This window comes from Deltaproteobacteria bacterium HGW-Deltaproteobacteria-4, assembly GCA_002841765.1.
In the GTDB taxonomy this organism is placed as follows: domain Bacteria; phylum Desulfobacterota; class Desulfuromonadia; order Desulfuromonadales; family UBA2197; genus UBA2197.
In genome coordinates this window covers 54,815-70,071 of sequence record PHAV01000006.1, presented here as the reverse complement: position 1 = coordinate 70,071, position 15,257 = coordinate 54,815, and the positions used below count along the sequence as shown (strand labels likewise).

Annotated in this window: 14 protein-coding genes; 8 read left to right on the top strand and 6 right to left on the bottom strand. The window is 57.9% G+C overall.

The features are described 5' to 3' along the window. Window positions 1-24 precede the first annotated feature (24 nt). Complete coding sequence (locus CVU69_05265) at window positions 25-1,125, bottom strand: alkene reductase (GenBank protein PKN12773.1); 1,101 nt, start codon at window positions 1,123-1,125, stop codon at window positions 25-27. A gap of 80 nt (window positions 1,126-1,205) precedes the next feature. Here CVU69_05265 and CVU69_05260 point away from each other — a divergent pair, with 80 nt between their 5' ends. From CVU69_05260 to CVU69_05250, 3 genes are read left to right on the top strand one after another with little or no spacing between them, the layout of a single operon-like run. After that, window positions 1,206-2,960 carry an ABC transporter ATP-binding protein gene (locus CVU69_05260; GenBank protein ID PKN12772.1) on the top strand — a complete coding sequence of 585 codons (1,755 nt, stop codon included), beginning with the start codon at window positions 1,206-1,208 and terminating at the stop codon, window positions 2,958-2,960. Continuing rightward, on the top strand, window positions 2,957-4,804 hold the full coding sequence (locus CVU69_05255) for an antibiotic ABC transporter ATP-binding protein (protein ID PKN12771.1): 1,848 nt from the start codon (window positions 2,957-2,959) through the stop codon (window positions 4,802-4,804). Before CVU69_05260 ends, CVU69_05255 begins: the two co-directional genes overlap by 4 nt. Before the next feature lie 52 nt (window positions 4,805-4,856). Beyond that, a complete protein-coding gene (locus CVU69_05250) occupies window positions 4,857-7,118 on the top strand; it encodes a phosphate:sodium symporter (GenBank protein ID PKN12770.1) in 2,262 nt (753 codons plus the stop codon). A gap of 104 nt (window positions 7,119-7,222) precedes the next feature. Here CVU69_05250 and CVU69_05245 read toward each other — a convergent pair whose 3' ends face one another. Then, entirely contained in the window at window positions 7,223-7,441 is a 219-nt protein-coding gene (locus tag CVU69_05245; protein PKN12769.1) for a hypothetical protein, read from the bottom strand. 219 nt (window positions 7,442-7,660) lie between these two features. Here CVU69_05245 and CVU69_05240 point away from each other — a divergent pair, with 219 nt between their 5' ends. Then, window positions 7,661-8,647, top strand: coding sequence for a hypothetical protein (locus CVU69_05240; protein PKN12768.1), 987 nt, complete (start codon window positions 7,661-7,663; stop codon window positions 8,645-8,647). A 280-nt stretch (window positions 8,648-8,927) separates the two neighbouring features. On the opposite strand, the gene CVU69_05235 is transcribed toward CVU69_05240, so the two are convergent. Both CVU69_05235 and CVU69_05230 read right to left on the bottom strand, forming a co-directional pair. Beyond that, window positions 8,928-9,866, bottom strand: coding sequence for a hypothetical protein (locus CVU69_05235; protein PKN12767.1), 939 nt, complete (start codon window positions 9,864-9,866; stop codon window positions 8,928-8,930). Continuing rightward, window positions 9,863-10,270 carry a hypothetical protein gene (locus CVU69_05230; GenBank protein ID PKN12766.1) on the bottom strand — a complete coding sequence of 136 codons (408 nt, stop codon included), beginning with the start codon at window positions 10,268-10,270 and terminating at the stop codon, window positions 9,863-9,865. The genes CVU69_05235 and CVU69_05230 overlap by 4 nt, the downstream gene beginning before the upstream one ends. A gap of 212 nt (window positions 10,271-10,482) precedes the next feature. Here CVU69_05230 and pyk point away from each other — a divergent pair, with 212 nt between their 5' ends. Together pyk and CVU69_05220 are read left to right on the top strand one after the other, a co-directional pair. After that, window positions 10,483-11,940, top strand: coding sequence for a pyruvate kinase (pyk, locus tag CVU69_05225; GenBank protein ID PKN12765.1), 1,458 nt, complete (start codon window positions 10,483-10,485; stop codon window positions 11,938-11,940). 51 nt (window positions 11,941-11,991) lie between these two features. Further along, window positions 11,992-13,092 (top strand): tRNA 2-selenouridine(34) synthase MnmH, encoded by a 1,101-nt coding sequence (locus CVU69_05220; protein ID PKN12764.1) that lies wholly within the window; start codon window positions 11,992-11,994, stop codon window positions 13,090-13,092. Here CVU69_05220 and CVU69_05215 read toward each other — a convergent pair. Continuing rightward, window positions 13,089-13,667, bottom strand: coding sequence for a hypothetical protein (locus CVU69_05215; protein PKN12763.1), 579 nt, complete (start codon window positions 13,665-13,667; stop codon window positions 13,089-13,091). The genes CVU69_05220 and CVU69_05215 overlap by 4 nt on opposite strands. A gap of 68 nt (window positions 13,668-13,735) precedes the next feature. Continuing rightward, window positions 13,736-14,464, bottom strand: coding sequence for a phosphatase (locus CVU69_05210; GenBank protein PKN12762.1), 729 nt, complete (start codon window positions 14,462-14,464; stop codon window positions 13,736-13,738). A gap of 215 nt (window positions 14,465-14,679) precedes the next feature. Between CVU69_05210 and rplU the strand changes: the two genes are divergently transcribed. Then, entirely contained in the window at window positions 14,680-14,988 is a 309-nt protein-coding gene (gene rplU / locus CVU69_05205; protein ID PKN12761.1) for a 50S ribosomal protein L21, read from the top strand. A gap of 12 nt (window positions 14,989-15,000) precedes the next feature. Next, on the top strand, window positions 15,001-15,255 hold the full coding sequence (locus tag CVU69_05200) for a 50S ribosomal protein L27 (protein ID PKN12760.1): 255 nt from the start codon (window positions 15,001-15,003) through the stop codon (window positions 15,253-15,255). Window positions 15,256-15,257 lie beyond the last annotated feature (2 nt).

The window sequence follows — 15,257 nt, the reverse complement described above, 5'->3', positions numbered from 1 at the left end:
TCCTTCCCTGGGGACTAAGCATGATCATGGCGATGGAGGGCTATACGGCGGATAGTCGCTATAACCGGCGGCATCGGCGCTGTAAAAAGTGGCCGAGTCCGGGACGGCCAATGGCCAGACATGTTGCATACGTGCCACCAGATCGGGATTGGCGATAAAGGGGCGGCCAAAGGCGACGAGATCGGCGGCACCGCGGCTCAGGTCGGTCTCTGCCCGCTCTTGATCATAACCTCCGGACAGGATCACCGCCGCGCCGCCGGCCGCACGAAAGGCCTGACAGATGGCCTGCACCGTCGCCGCATTCGGTTTCGGCGCCCCCATGGAGGAGTGATCGACGAGATGCAGGTAGGTCAGTTGCAGCTGCCCCAACGCCGCGGCCAACGCGGTATATTGCCCGGCAATGCCGGCATAATCGCCGGACATGTCGTTGAAGACGCCGTAAGGAGAGAGACGGATGCCGACCCGCGCCGCACCGATGGCGGTGGTGACGGCAACTGCGACATCCAGAGCAAAGCGGTTGCGGTTGGTGCTGTCATCACCATAAAGGTCATGGCGTTGATTGGCAGCAGGATCGAGGAACTGGTTGACCAGATAACCGTTGGCGCCGTGAATCTCCACCCCGTCGAAACCGGCGGCGATGGCATTTTCGGCGGCCTGGGCATATTCCTTGACCGTACGCTGGATATCATCCGTTGTCATCGCCCGCGGCATCCCATACGGCTGCTCCCCCTGACTGTCGGTCCAGATCCTGCCAAGGACGGCGAGCGCCGAAGGGGCGAGAAGCTCCACGCCGGCCGGAAGGTTGAGGGGACTTCCGACCCGACCGGTATGCATGAGTTGGACAAAGATCTTGCCGCCGCGCATATGCACGGCCCGCGTCACCTGCTTCCAGGCGACAGTCTGCTCCGGCGCATAAAGGCCGGGGATACGGGCATAACCGAGGCCATGCGGGGAAGGTGAAGTCCCCTCGGTGACAATCAGGCCGGCAGAAGCGCGCTGTCCGTAATATTCCGCCATCAGATCGTTGGCGAGATTGCCGATAGCCCGGTTGCGGGTCATCGGCGCCATGACGACGCGGTTCTTAAGTGCCGTAGCACCGAGCTGATAAGGAGAAAAAAGTTGCATGCTCACCTCCGGTTGATGGTTGCAGAGTTAAACTTATACCATATTCGGCGTTGACGCGCCTGACGTTCAGCATATAAGCTATGCCATCCTCAAGCAACCAGGCGACGATGAACGCTCTGCACTTCCTCACTCCCTACCTGCGCCGCTACTTCCTGCCGGTTTTGGCCGGGGCCCTCTGGCTGACCGTGACTAACATCCTCGGCGCCATGCTCCCCTGGCTGCTCAAGGTTGGGATAGACGCCATTGCCAGCCAGGACGAACAAAGCCTCACCATCGCCGCCCTCGGTCTCGGCGGGGTGGCGATCGTGCGCGGCGGCACCCGCCTCCTGTCCCGCTTCCGCTTTCTCCACAGCGCCCGGGCGGTGGAGCTCGACCTGCGGGCTGACCTGATGCGCGGCCTCCTCGCCAAACCCTTTGATTTCTTTGACCGCCATCGCACCGGCGACCTATTGTCCCGCTTTACCAACGATCTCAGCAACGTGCGGATGCTGGCCGGTTTCGGGGTGCTGACCATGGTCAACTCCCTCCTCGTCTACATCGTCACTCTGGTGATGCTCCTGCGCCTCTCCCCGACCTTGTCCGCGATTGCCCTCATCCCCTATCCCTTGATGTTCCTCTTTGTCAAAAAGATGAGCAAGCGGATGATGGCCCTCACCACCGCTTCCCAGGAGAGTCTCGGCCGGGTCAGTCAGGCGGTCGAAGAGACCGTCTCCGGTGAAACAGTGGTTCGCGCTTTTGCACTAGGGGGCGTCCGGATTCGCCACTTTGCCGGTTGTAATGCCGATTATCTGCAACGCAACCTCGACCTGGCAAAGTTACGGGCCTTTATCATGCCGGTGATGACCATCGTCGGCCCGATCGGCGCCCTCCTCACCCTCTACTTCGGCGGAAAAATGGTCAGCTCCGGCGAATTCACCCTCGGTGAGCTCGTCGCCTTTACCGCTTATCTCGCCCAACTGGTGATGCCGACCCTGACCCTCGGCTGGGTGATGACCCTGATGCAGCGCTGCGCCGCCAGTATGGAGCGGCTCAGCACCGTCCTCGGCGGCGAGCCCCCGGCTCCACCACTACCTCCCCTCCTCGCGCCGCCGGCTATCGTTGTCCACAACCTCAGCTTCGGCTACGACAGCGGTCCGGAAGTCCTCAAGGAGATCTCCCTCACCATCCCCGCCGGCAGCGTCGTCGGCATCGTCGGGCCGACCGGCTCCGGCAAGAGCACCCTGCTGCGCCTCCTCACCGGCCTTTACACGCCGCCGGCCGGGACGATCTTCATCGACAACGCCGATCTTGCCTCCCTCGATGGCGGCGAGTATCGCCGCCGCCTCGCAGTCGTCCCGCAGGAAGGACGCCTCTTCTCCGGTTCGATCGAAGAGAATCTCCTTTACGGTGTGCCGGAGGGTGACGATGATCTGCTGCAACGGGTGAGCGAAGAAGTGGCTCTCAGCGATGAGATTGCCCGCTTCCCGCGGGGCTATCAAACCAAAGTCGGCGAAGGCGGGGTAGCGATCTCCGGCGGCCAGCGCCAGCGCGTTTGCCTCGGCCGCGCCCTCGCCCGTGACGGAGGCCTTTGGTTATTGGACGATCCCCTCAGCCACCTTGACGCGGCCACCGCCCGCACTGTCTGGAGTGCGCTGCGCAGCCGTCTTGACGGTCGCACGGTGTTGGTGACCTCCAGTCGCGTCTCTTTTCTTGCCGATGTCGACACCATCCTCCTCTTCGAGAACGGTAAAATTGTCGCCCGCGGCACCCACGCCGAACTCCTCGACAGTTCCCCCCTCTACGCCCGCCTTGCCGAGCAGGAGAAGTTGCGGGACGAAGTAGAGGAGATCGCATGAGTAGCCATTTCCATAGCGAGAATAGCGACGAGATCAGCGGCCGCCACCTCGACCTCCAGCTCTTCAAGCGCTTCCTGCTCGCGGTACACCCCTACCGGCGGACGGCCTGGCTCTCCCTCGGGATGCTGCCGATCCTCGCCCTCGCCAAACTCGTGCAGCCCTGGTTGGTCAAGGAAGCGATCGACCGCGCCATTATCCCCGGCCGCCTTGAACTCCTCGGCCTCTTTGCCCTCCTCTTCTTCGTTGCCCTCGCCCTCGAAGGCCTCCTCATGTATTGGCAGGGCTATCAAGTGCAGCTGGTTGGGCAGAAGATCATGGCCGATATGCGCAGCGCCGCCTTTGCCAAGCTGCCGCGCCTGCCGGCCAGCTACTATGAAAAAAATCCCTCCGGACGCCTCGTCACCCGCGTCACCAGCGATGTCGAGAATGTCGGCGAACTCTTCGGCTCGGGGATCATCTCCGCTCTCGGTGATATCGTCACCCTGACCCTGATCATCGGCGTCATGCTCTGGATGAATCTCCAGCTCGCCCTCGTCACCTTTATCGTCCTGCCGCCCCTCTTTATCGCCGGCACCCTCTTCCGCCGCAACCTGCGCGCCGCTTCCCGCCAAGTACGGGCCCGTCTCGCCGGGCTTAACGCCTTTGTCGCCGAACGGATCGCCGGGATCGCCGAAGTACGCCTCTTCGGCCAGGAGTGTCGCACCCTCGGCGAATTCGAAAAATTGCAGGACGATTACTGCCAGGGGGCGATCAAGGTGATCAACGCCGACGCCGCCCTCTACGCCGTTGTCGAGACTCTCGGCTCCATTGCCCTGGCCGCGATCCTGTGGTATGGCGGCGGCGAAGCGCTGCGCGGCACCACCAGCTTCGGCACCCTTGTCGCCTTTATCGATTATGCGCAGAAGTTCTTTACGCCGCTACGCGACCTCTCCGCCAAATATTCGGTGGTGCAGACCAGTAATGCTTCGCTGGAGCGGATCTTCGAGCTCCTCGATCAGCCGGAAGAAATGAGCGGGACGCGAAGTGTCCCGGCGAAAGGCACCCTCGAACTCGAAGGCGTCAGCTTCAGTTACAACAACGACGACAGCACCCCGGTATTACAAGAGATCGATCTCCGCCTCGCGCCGGGGGAGACGATTGCGCTGGTCGGCGATTCCGGAAGCGGCAAAACGACCGTAACGCGCCTGATCATGGGCTTTCATCTACCGCAAATCGGCACCATCCGCTTTGGCGGTATTGCCCTCGGCGATGTCGAACTGAGCAGTTGGCGGCAGCGCATCGGCTGGGTCGGCCAAGAACCGTTCCTCTTCTCCGGCAGCGTGCGGGAAAATCTCGACCCCGCCGGCCGCCAAAACGATGATGAACTCGCAACCCTCCTGCAGCGTTGCGGCGCTGACGCCATTGTGCAGCGCCTCGGCGGCCTCGACGCTATCCTTTCGGAACGCGGCCGCAACCTCTCTTCCGGCGAGCGCCAACTCCTCTGCCTGGTGCGGGCGCTGGCCGGCGACCCGCAACTCCTCATCCTCGACGAAGCGACCAGCCGCCTCGATCCCGAGAGCGAAGGCGTCGTCCGCCGCGGCCTTCAGGAAGCCGGTGCCGGTCGCGCCGTCCTCCTCGTCGCGCACCGCCTCGCCACTGCCCGCCACGCCGACCGCATCGTAGTCCTTCGCCGCGGCCGCATCCGCGAATCCGGCAGCCACACCGACCTCCTCGCCGCTGGCGGCCTCTACGCCCGCCTTTGGCGATTGCAGCAGGTAGAGGGAGACAGCGAAACTGAAGTACCCACCGCTCCCTCACAGCAGGTCGGGTTAGTGCAGCGTAACCCGACGGCCACCACGACATGAGCTTTGACAGGTCAAAAAGAGTGCGCCACAAAATCTGAAAGGACCGGACAACATGAGCACAGAAATTCTCCTGATCGGGGTTGCAATCCTTGTCACCATTGCCGTCTTCGACATCATGGTCGGAGTCAGCAACGACGCCGTCAACTTCCTCAATTCGTCCATCGGTTCACGCGTGGCACCACGGGCGACGATCATGGCCATCGCCAGTCTCGGGATTATGGCCGGGGTCACCTTCTCCAGCGGAATGATGGAGGTGGCCCGCAAAGGAATCTTTCATCCCGAATTCTTCACCATGCCGGAGCTCTTGACCATCTTTCTGGCGGTCATGATCACTGACATCATCCTTCTTGATCTCTTCAACACCTACGGTCTCCCCACCTCCACCACCGTTTCGGTCGTCTTCGAACTCCTCGGAGCGGCGGTGGCCGTCTCCTTCCTCAAGATCATGCAGTCCGGCGACAGCCTGACGACTATTGCCCGCTATATCAACTCGTCGAGTGCGATCACCATTATCATGGGGATCTTACTCTCGGTGGCGATCTCCTTTGTCTGCGGCGCCCTCGTCCAGTTCCTTACCCGCCTCCTCTTTACCTTCGATTACCAGAAAAGAATCAGACGGTACGGGGCACTCTGGGGCGGTATGGCCCTGACCTCGATCACCTATTTTATTCTGGTCAAAGGGGCCAAGGGCGCCTCTTTCATCACCAAAGAGAACATTGTCTGGATTAATGCCAATACCGCCCTCCTCCTGTTTTTGATCTTTGCGGCCTCTGTCGTCCTCCTGCAGAGCCTGCAGCTGCTCAAGTTCAACATCCTCAAACCGATTGTTTTGATCGGCACCTTCGCCCTGGCAATGGCCTTTGCCGCCAATGACCTGGTCAACTTCATCGGCGTCCCCCTCGCCGGCATCGAAGCCTTCAAAACAGCGATGGCGACGGCTGATCCCCTGACCGTTAGCATGGGGGCGCTGGGACAAAAAGTGCAGACCGAGACCCTCTATCTCCTCCTCGCCGGGGTCATCATGGTCGTCACTCTGTGGCTGTCAAAGAAGGCGAAAACGGTCACTGAGACCGAGCTCAGCCTCAGCCAGCAGGATGAAGGAAATGAACGTTTTGAATCGATCTTTTTATCCCGGGCGATCGTCCGCCTGGTGCTACACCTCTTTGAAACCGCTAAACTCATTATTCCGAAAGGGCTCCGCATTTTTGTCAGCCGCCGGCTCAATCCCGCGGCCGGCCAAGGAGAAATTACCGGGGAGAAGAAGCCATCCTTCGATCTGCTGCGGGCTTCTGTCAACCTGATGGTGGCCAGCGCCGTCGTCTCCTACGCGACCTCCTACAAACTTCCCCTTTCCACCACCTACGTTACCTTCATGGTCGCCATGGGGAGTTCCTTCGCCGATCAGGCCTGGGGCCGCGAAAGTGCGGTCTACCGCATCACCGGCGTCCTCACCGTCATCGGCGGCTGGTTTCTGACCGCAGTCATCGCCTTCACCTCCGCCGGCCTCTTTGCCGCGGTCATCTTCTATGGCCAGGCTTTCGGGGTGATCTTCCTCCTCCTCCTTGCCGGAGCATTGATCTGGAATGCCCACCGCAAGCATCAGAGCATGGAGAAAGAGGCGCAGCAGGAAAAGGTCTTCAACCTCAAGTCGGTCGACAATCCCCGGGAAAGTGTCGAAACGACCTTCGAGCACATGAGCCTGTTGCTGAAGGAGACCCGGGAATCGCTCGACACGACCCTTAACGCCCTCTTCCGGCTGGACCAGGATCGCCTGGGAGTAGAGCGCAAAAAGCTGAATAAGGCGCAGCAGTGGTCGAATATCATCATCGCCAACGTATTCAAAGCGATGCGTCTTCTCGACCAGAAAGGACTGGCAGTTTCACACAAGTATGCCCAGACGATCCGCCGTTTGCAGAAAATTACTGATGGCCACCGAGATATTGTCCTGCGCGCCTACACCCACGTCGGCAACCATCACAAGGGTCTCCTGCCGGTGCAGATCGCAGAGTTGGAGCAGGTTCGCCAACTGTTACGCGAAATCCTCCTTGAGGTGGAAGAGACCTTCAGCCGTAAACAGACCGCGAATCTGCAACGTCTACAGGAAAAAGATGCTCAGTTGCGGACTCTCGCTGCCGAGCTGAACAACCGGCAGGTTGCCCGGATTGCCGATAATACGTCCAAGACCCGCCTTAGCATCCTTTACTACGCCATCGTCGGCAATGCGATGATGCTCTCGAAGCAGAATCTAGAGTTACTGGAGATCTTCGACCTCGCCTTCGGCAAGATCGAGGAAACAAAGAAGAACGATTCCTGATCGGACTCTCCACGCCTCACACAAAAGCGCCTCCGGTTTCTATCGACCGGAGGCGCTTTTGTCATAGGGAGAACCACGGTGCGTGGCAGGAATGGGCTCACAGATCAGGGTCTGGTGTGCTTGATCGGTTTGGGAATACTGTGGAAGTGGGAATCTTTGTACTCGCGGTCTTTGCGTTTCATATCCTGCTGAATGTTGTGCTCGACAGCGGTGAGTTCCGCCTCATGGACTTCAAGAATATCGAGATTTTTTTCGCCGCGAGTGAGACTCTCCTTGAGTTCCTCTGACTCTGCACTAGTGGGAAGAATATGCGTTTTGGCCATAGAACCTCCTAGGTTGAGTGGCAACGGGGCATCCGGTCTCTCCGGCTACTGCGGCGCCACTGCTTTTCTCAAAGCTTAGCATGATCTAGGCAGGGTGCAAGGATCGGAGCGAACTACGATATCATCAACCTTGACACCAACTTTATATTAAAATAACCTTCCTGATTTGCGGTAACGTCTCCTCTGTTGCCGACCAAATGAGACAAGGGGACATCGACCATGGACACGGAAGCTAACCGTGATTTTATCAGTTACTGGAAAGTCGACAAAGAACTCATCATCATCTTCCTCCTTGTCGCAATCACCGGCTTCATCTTTTTCTACGTGGCAAACCAACGAGCGTTTCTAAACTTTTTCTATCTTCCCGTAGTTCTCGGGGCCTACTTCTACGGCAAACGCTACGCAACCCTGGCCGCGTTTTTCTCCGTTATTCTAATCTTTAGCGTGGCCTATGTTTACCCCGCAACCTTCAGTTTCAATGCGGACGAAACCCTCATGCGCTGGCTCGACCTGGTCACGTGGGGGGGGTTTCTCCTCATCACCGGTTACGCTATGGGCCTGCTTTACGAGCGGAAAGAAAAACTCTCCAAAGAAATCCAGAAGACCTATCTCGGTGTTATCGAGATGCTCTCTCATGTCATTGACTCCGTTGACAAAGAAACACACAACCACTCCTACCGGGTTTCGCTTATTGCAGAAAAACTCGCCATGGCCATGGACTGTCCCCGGCACGAAGTGGAAAACATTCGAATCGGAGCACTGCTGCATGATATCGGCAAAATCGGTGTGACCAGTGAAGTACTGGGCAAGGCGGGACAACTGACAAGTGAAGAATTCTCCCAGATCCAAAAACACCCAAAACATGGAGCCAAATTCATTGAACCGGTTGGAGGGCGAATCCTCGAGCTCCTCCCCTTCATCCTCCAGCATCATGAACACTTCGATGGAACCGGCTATCACGGCCTGCAAGGGAAGGAGATTTCCTTGGGAGCCCGCATCATAGCCGTGGCTGATGTCTATGATGCCCTGGTTTCGGATCGCGCTTACCGTAAGGCCCTGACCCCGTCGCAGGCGAGAAGTGAAATCACTACAAATTCCGGCTCCCATTTCTGTCCTGACGTGGTGAACGTTTTCGAGGAGATCTTCTCACAACTTGACGTTGAATCCCCTCTATTTAGGGTGGCAGCGGATCTGCGGGCACATTAACTGACTAGGGTCGCAGGAATAACACCCTCAAAATCGTCTCATAGGAAAGGCTTAAAATTCCGGTCGAACATTCGGTCATTCGTGTGATGTCCCGCCGAAAACAAAACGCCGCCAGCCAGCACTGACTGACGGCGTTTTGTTTTAAGACTCTTGCCTTTCATTCAATTAAAACAGCGCGGCAAGGGCGCTTGACCCAACTTTAAACTTTTAGCAACATCAGGTTGACTGATTTTTTAACAATCCCCTGGACAACAAATCCTGCCAACGACAGACCTCAACCCTACCGTCCCGCAGTGGAACCTCCTCCGGCGCGTTCAATCTCTCGAAGGGTCGCGATGACGGTGGCACGATAGGGGCCATCAATATCAACGGCTGCGACCGCAGCGGCGTATGCCTCGTCGAGACGGCCAAGTTGCAGAAGAAGATCGGCGAGGTTGTTGAGGGCCGGCACATGCCGTGGCTCCTTTGCCAGCACGGCGCGGTAGGCGGCTTCTGCCGCCACGGGCTCGCCGGCTTTGCGCAGCAGGTTGCCGTAGGCGACAGAGAGGCCGGCATGGGCGGGCCATCGCGCCACCGCAGCAGCATAACTCGGACGCACCGCAACAGCATCACTGCGCTCCAGTCCGATCAAAGCGGCAAGGAGGCTGTCGGGATCGGCGACGACCGGCAAGGCACCGGGGGGGAGAAGGAGGAGGCCCCAGCGCCCTCCCCGTTCCCAGGTATGCAGTACCGTCCGCGTCGCCACCGGCCGCTGCTCCTCGCGACCGGAGGTGAGATAGGTCAGCCCCTTGGTTGCGTCAAAACCGACCACCACCGCGTAGTGCCAGACCGGTTTCCAGGAGAGCCCCCGGTTTTGCAGGATGATCACCGGTCGACCGACGGCGACTTCCTGCAGAATCGCGGCGAAGTCGAAAATTTCCCAGGCAAGCCAGCCGTGCCGGCGGCCGGCGGCGACCAATGCCGGTTGCAGACTGCCGCGCAGAGCCGGAGAGTAGATTTCAGCCGTCAAGGTCTGCAGAGGGACGCCGTCGCCGTTAAAGTCCATAACCATGGCCACGGCCGCAGGACCACACTGGAAATCATCCTGGGGGAAATAAGGGACGGCCAGGCGCGGGGAAGAAGGAACAGGATAGGTGATCGGTGCTAACGACGTACAACCGCCGGAAAAAAGAAGCGCGGCCCCGATCAGGGCCGCGCTCACAACTTTTCGACAGGTCATTTTCTCACAAAGGGGTAGACATCAGTCAAACCCATGAGATCGGTAAAGAGCAGGACAAGAAAGACAAAGAGGAGGGCGCCGATCACACTGCCGACCCCGCTATCCGCGCCAACCGGCAGAACATCGATCTGTTGCGCCAATCGCATCACTTCCTGATCAGTGAGGCTGTTGACCCGGAGCAACACCTCCTGAGAGCTGACACCGTGCTCCTGTAGCGCGACACCGACATCTTCGCGAGCCAGAAGCGCAACGATACGGTCACGACTGGCGTCCGCCGCTTGTGTGCTGACCAACGTTTCAGTCTCGATCAGGGCCGCACCGGCGAGGGGAGCGACGATGGTATGAAAGGACATGAGCAGAATCAATAACAGTGCTGTTTTCCGGAAGAGAATGGATAGTTGCATAAAGTTAGTACCTCCTTTTTTGATGAAGTATATCAGGGGTGCGGCAGGATGCAAATAACTAACTTTAATCTTGTGGCCGCGTTACCCCTTCCCGATCAATAGACGCAAGCCGCGTTTGACATTGGTAATTTCCTCTGCCAGACTCTCACTCAAGTTCCCATGACAAAAATCTCATTTCTCAACCTGACCTACTTTATCTACAAGGAGTCAAAATGCCCAGAACAACCCGCAAAACCAAGATCGTGGCCACTCTCGGCCCGGTCAGTTCCTCCCCCGAGATGGTCAAAAAGCTCATCCAGAGCGGTGTCGATATCTTCCGCCTCAACTTCTCCCATGGCGAGAATGCCCAAAAGCTCGAATTGATTCATCTCATCCGCCAGATTTCCGATAAAATCGGCCGACAAGTCGGTATCCTCGCCGATCTGCAAGGCCCGAAAATCCGCACCGGCAAGATGGCCGGAGACGGGATGCTCCTTTCCAAAGGGCAAGAGGTCGTCATCACCACCGCCGACGTCCTCGGCGAGAAGGGTGTTATTCCGACCATCTACCGCTCGTTGCCGCACGACGTGCAGATCGGCTCACGCATTCTCCTCGATGATGGTTTGATGGAGCTGAGGGTCACGGCGCTGCAAGGGGAGCAGGTGCGCTGTTTGGTGGTGAATGGCGGCCTGTTAAAAAATAACAAAGGGATCAATCTGCCGGGGGTGAAAGTGTCGGCCCCCTGCCTGACGGAAAAGGATCTGATCGACCTCGACTTTGCGCTGATGGCCGGGGTCGACTTTATCGCTCTCTCCTTTGTCCGCACTGCTGCCGATATTGAGGAACTTAAAGAGATCATCACCGCCAAAGGGATGGATACCCCGGTCGTCGCCAAGATCGAGAAGCCGGAAGCGCTGCGCAACTTCAAATCGATTCTCCAGGCGACCGATGCCGTCATGGTGGCACGCGGCGATCTCGGGGTCGAGATCGAAGCGGAGAAGGTACCGATTTACCAGAAAAAGATCATCCATGCCTGCAATCAGGCCGGTAAACCGGTTATCACCGCCACCCAGATGCTCGACTCGATGATTCGCCATCCGCGGCCGACCCGGGCAGAGACCTCGGATGTCGCCAACGCCATTATCGACGGCACTGATGCCATCATGCTCTCGGCCGAGACCGCCTCGGGCGATTACCCGCTGGAAGCGGTGGAAACGATGGTGCGGATAGCGCATGATGTCGAGAATACGACCTTTATCCTCAAAGAGGGGAAGCCGGCCTGCTCCGGTTCGAGCATCGCCCATGCCGTCGCCGAATCGTCCTGTCATGCCGCCGCCATCCTCAAGGCCAAAGCGATTGCCGTCTTCACCCGCTCCGGCGGCACCGCCGCCCTGATCTCGGCCTTTCGTCCGACCACACCGATCATCGCCTTTACTGCATCGGCCGAGATCCGTCGCCGCCTCTCGCTCTATTGGGGCGTCCACTGTACAGAAGTCGGGATCATGGAGAATACTGATCAGCAGATCTCGGCAGTGGAGAAAAAACTCCTGGCCGTCGGCTTTCGTCATGGCGATCTGATCGTAGTGACGATGGGGATCCCGATCGAAACGCGCGGATCAACGAATCTGATGAAAGTGCACGAACTCGGCACCCATGGTTTCCATGAAGTCTTTGAAGATTCATTGCATTAATCCGAATAGCGGGATAGATTCAGCGCCACTTTACGCCATCTCTTCCCAAGGATACTTGCAACGGTGCAGATAATTACCATCGAACAGGCTCTGGCCCTGCGCGAACGAGGCGCCCTTCTCGTCGATGCCCGCTCCCCGGCGGAATATGCCGAAGGGACGATTCCCGGGGCGATCAATATCCCCCTCTTTGATGACGACGAACGCGCCCGGGTCGGAACACTTTACAAGGTCGAAGGAAAAACGAGGGCCAAGCGCCTGGGGGTCAAGCTGGTGGCACCGAAGATACCGGGGCTGATCGATCAGGTCGAAGCGGCGATGGCAGGCAATAAGTCACCGGTTCTGGTCTTTTGCTGGCGCGGCGGAATGCGCAGTTTTGCCTTGGGCACCTTCTTCGATCTTGCCGGCATTCCGACCATGCAGATTGAGGGGGGGCATAAAGCTTTTCGTGCTGTCGTTCGGGATTTTTTTGCACAGGGCGAGTGGGGACGTTTGCTAGTATTACGAGGTCTGACCGGCGTCGGCAAGACCCGACTCCTCAAGATGTTGCAGACAGAGGGCTATCCGGTGGTCGATCTTGAAGGACTCGCCAATCACCGCGGCAGCGCTTTTGGCAATCTCGGACTGGAAGCGCAACCATCCCAGATCGCCTTTGAATCCCTCCTCTGGAATGAAATGCGCCGCATCCCCAAGGGCGGTTATGCCCTGGCCGAAGGGGAGAGTAAACATATCGGCCGGCTCATCCTCCCTCCCCGAGTCTACGCCGCCCTGCAGGTGGAGACCAGCCTGTGGATCGAGGCCCCCATCGCAACTCGCGTCCGCATTACCCTTGACGATTATCCCGCCCGCGACGAGCTCAAACGTGACTTCCTCCGTCCCTTGGCACTGATCCGGCCGCGGCTGGGAGGGGAGAATTATGACCGTCTCCTCGGTTACCTCGAAGCCGGCCGCTGGGACGATCTGGCGAGAGAGTTGATGCTCCTGTATTACGACCCCCTATACCGCCACACCTGCCCCGAGCAGCGCATCACCGTGACGATTGCCGACGAAGAACCCGACCTCACCCCCCTGAAAGCAGCGATCACCCGGATACTAAAACACCCGCCGGGGGATCCGGCGGGTGCAATAGATCCAAAGATTGTGAAGATTTCCTAGAACTTTGCTTCAAAACCGATGCGTAAATCGTCATCAATATCGCCGTCGCCACCGCCATCAAGATCAACATGGATCTTCTGATATTCGACAAAAAGGCGGGCCTTGGGGATAATCGCGTAAGAAAGCCGTAGGCCGCTTTCAAAGACGCGCTCTGAATCGCCGCCTGAAAGGATCTTCGGACCGTAAAAGAACTTGCCGTCGATGCCAATCCCCATCAGTTGCGGCGGAGCAAAACCGACTTTGGCGCCGATCCCGACCGAAAAGATATCAACATCCACCACTCGTCCTGCCTCACCTCCCCAGACGATCATCCCGACGCCGGCGGTCAATCCGGGAATATCACCGGGCTTGCCGATGAAATCGATCTCGCCGGAAACCAGCTTGGTGTCGTGATCATCATTGTAAAGACCGCGGACGCCGACCTGAGTGGTACCATAGGCATCTTGCGTCACCGGCAAAAAGAACTGGGCTTGAACACTGTCATCGTTAAGGCTCAGATCGAGAGACGCAGCGCCAGCACTGACGGCACAAAGACAAAGGGCAGCAACACCAGCAACAATCATTTTAAATCTCATGGTTTTAACAGACCTCCAGTTAGATAAAATTCATCCGTAGCAGCGTGAATGGTACAATTGTTACACGTTTAACCCCCGGAATCAAGGTCGAGAAAATCCAAGGTGCTCTCCAGCGTCCGGTTGACAATCTGCTCCCAACGCACGCCACCCTCCTCGGCTGCCTGCAAAGCGTGGTCGATGAATCCGACGGTTTCGGCAATATGGGCATCGCTGCTGATCGCCACCGACGTCCCAAACTGGGCACAATAGCGCGCCATCTGCCGACAGTTATCAGCACTCCCCTTGCGACTAATGGAGAAAGAGGCATTATTAATTTCGATGGCGACACCAAGTTCAGCAGCCCGCCGGGCAACAGCGAGGGCGTCGATGGGGAAGACCGGATTGCCAAGGTGAGTGAGCACATGCACGCGATGTTTTGCCATCAGATGCAGCAGCGCCTCAGTATTCTCCGCTTGATCGTGACCGCGAAAACCGCAATCTTCGTGAAACCCGGCCATGACTAAATCAAGGCGCTTGAGACTATGCTCAGGGAGATCGAGTTCACCGGGACCGATAATATTGGCCTCGACGCCGCGCAGGATGCGCACCCCGTGCAGAGTGGGGGGGATAAAGCGCAGGGCATGAAAATGGTAGGCGTGCGGCCCGCCGGGCAGGGCCGGGCCGTGGTCGGTCATGCCGACGCCACGAAAACCCTTTGCCGCAGCAGCGGCAGCAATCTCGGAAATGGTACTGAAAGCATGCCCCGAAGCAATGGTATGGGTGTGCAGATCAACCTCGGGAAGGTGGGGATAGGCCATATAATTTTCTCTCTCAATTCAACATTAAATAGGCAGCAACAGAGTCAAGACCCTAACATATCGGCAGAAAAAATCCTAGACCGGAGTTTTCAACTTATCCCCTCACAAAACAAAAAAAGCAATGACAAGAGATAATGCCATATTTTTCCTTGACAGCAAAACCCGCCCTACCTATAGTAACCCGCTACAAAAAAGTGAGAGTGAGGTGAAGAGTTATGTACGCGGTAATTAAGACCGGAGGCAAACAGTACAAAGTTTCCGAAGGCGATCTTTTAAAGATCGAGAAGATCGAAGGCATGGTAGGTGATACTATCGAGCTGGTCGAGGTCCTCATGGTCGGTGGAGCGGAGGTTAAAATCGGAACACCTTTACTCACCGGGGCGAAAGTCACGGCACGCATCGTCGAACAGGACAAGGACAAAAAAGTCCTCGTCTTCCATTCGAAGCGACGCAAGGGCACTCGCAAACTGTACGGACACCGTCAGCCGATCACTCGCCTGAAAATTACAGGCATTGAGGCGTAAGGAGAATTTCTCATGGCACACAAAAAAGGGGTTGGCAGCTCCCGCAACGGTCGCGACAGTGGTGGTAAACGCCTCGGCGTCAAACGCTTTGGTGGCGAAGCCGTAACCGCCGGCTCAATTCTGGTCCGCCAGCGCGGTACCACCTTCCATCCCGGCAACAACGTCGGCTGCGGCAAGGATTACACCTTGTTTGCGCTGATTGAAGGGGTTGTGAAGTTCGAGCGCAAAGACAAGACCCGCCAGAAGATCAGCGTCTATCCGGCCTGATC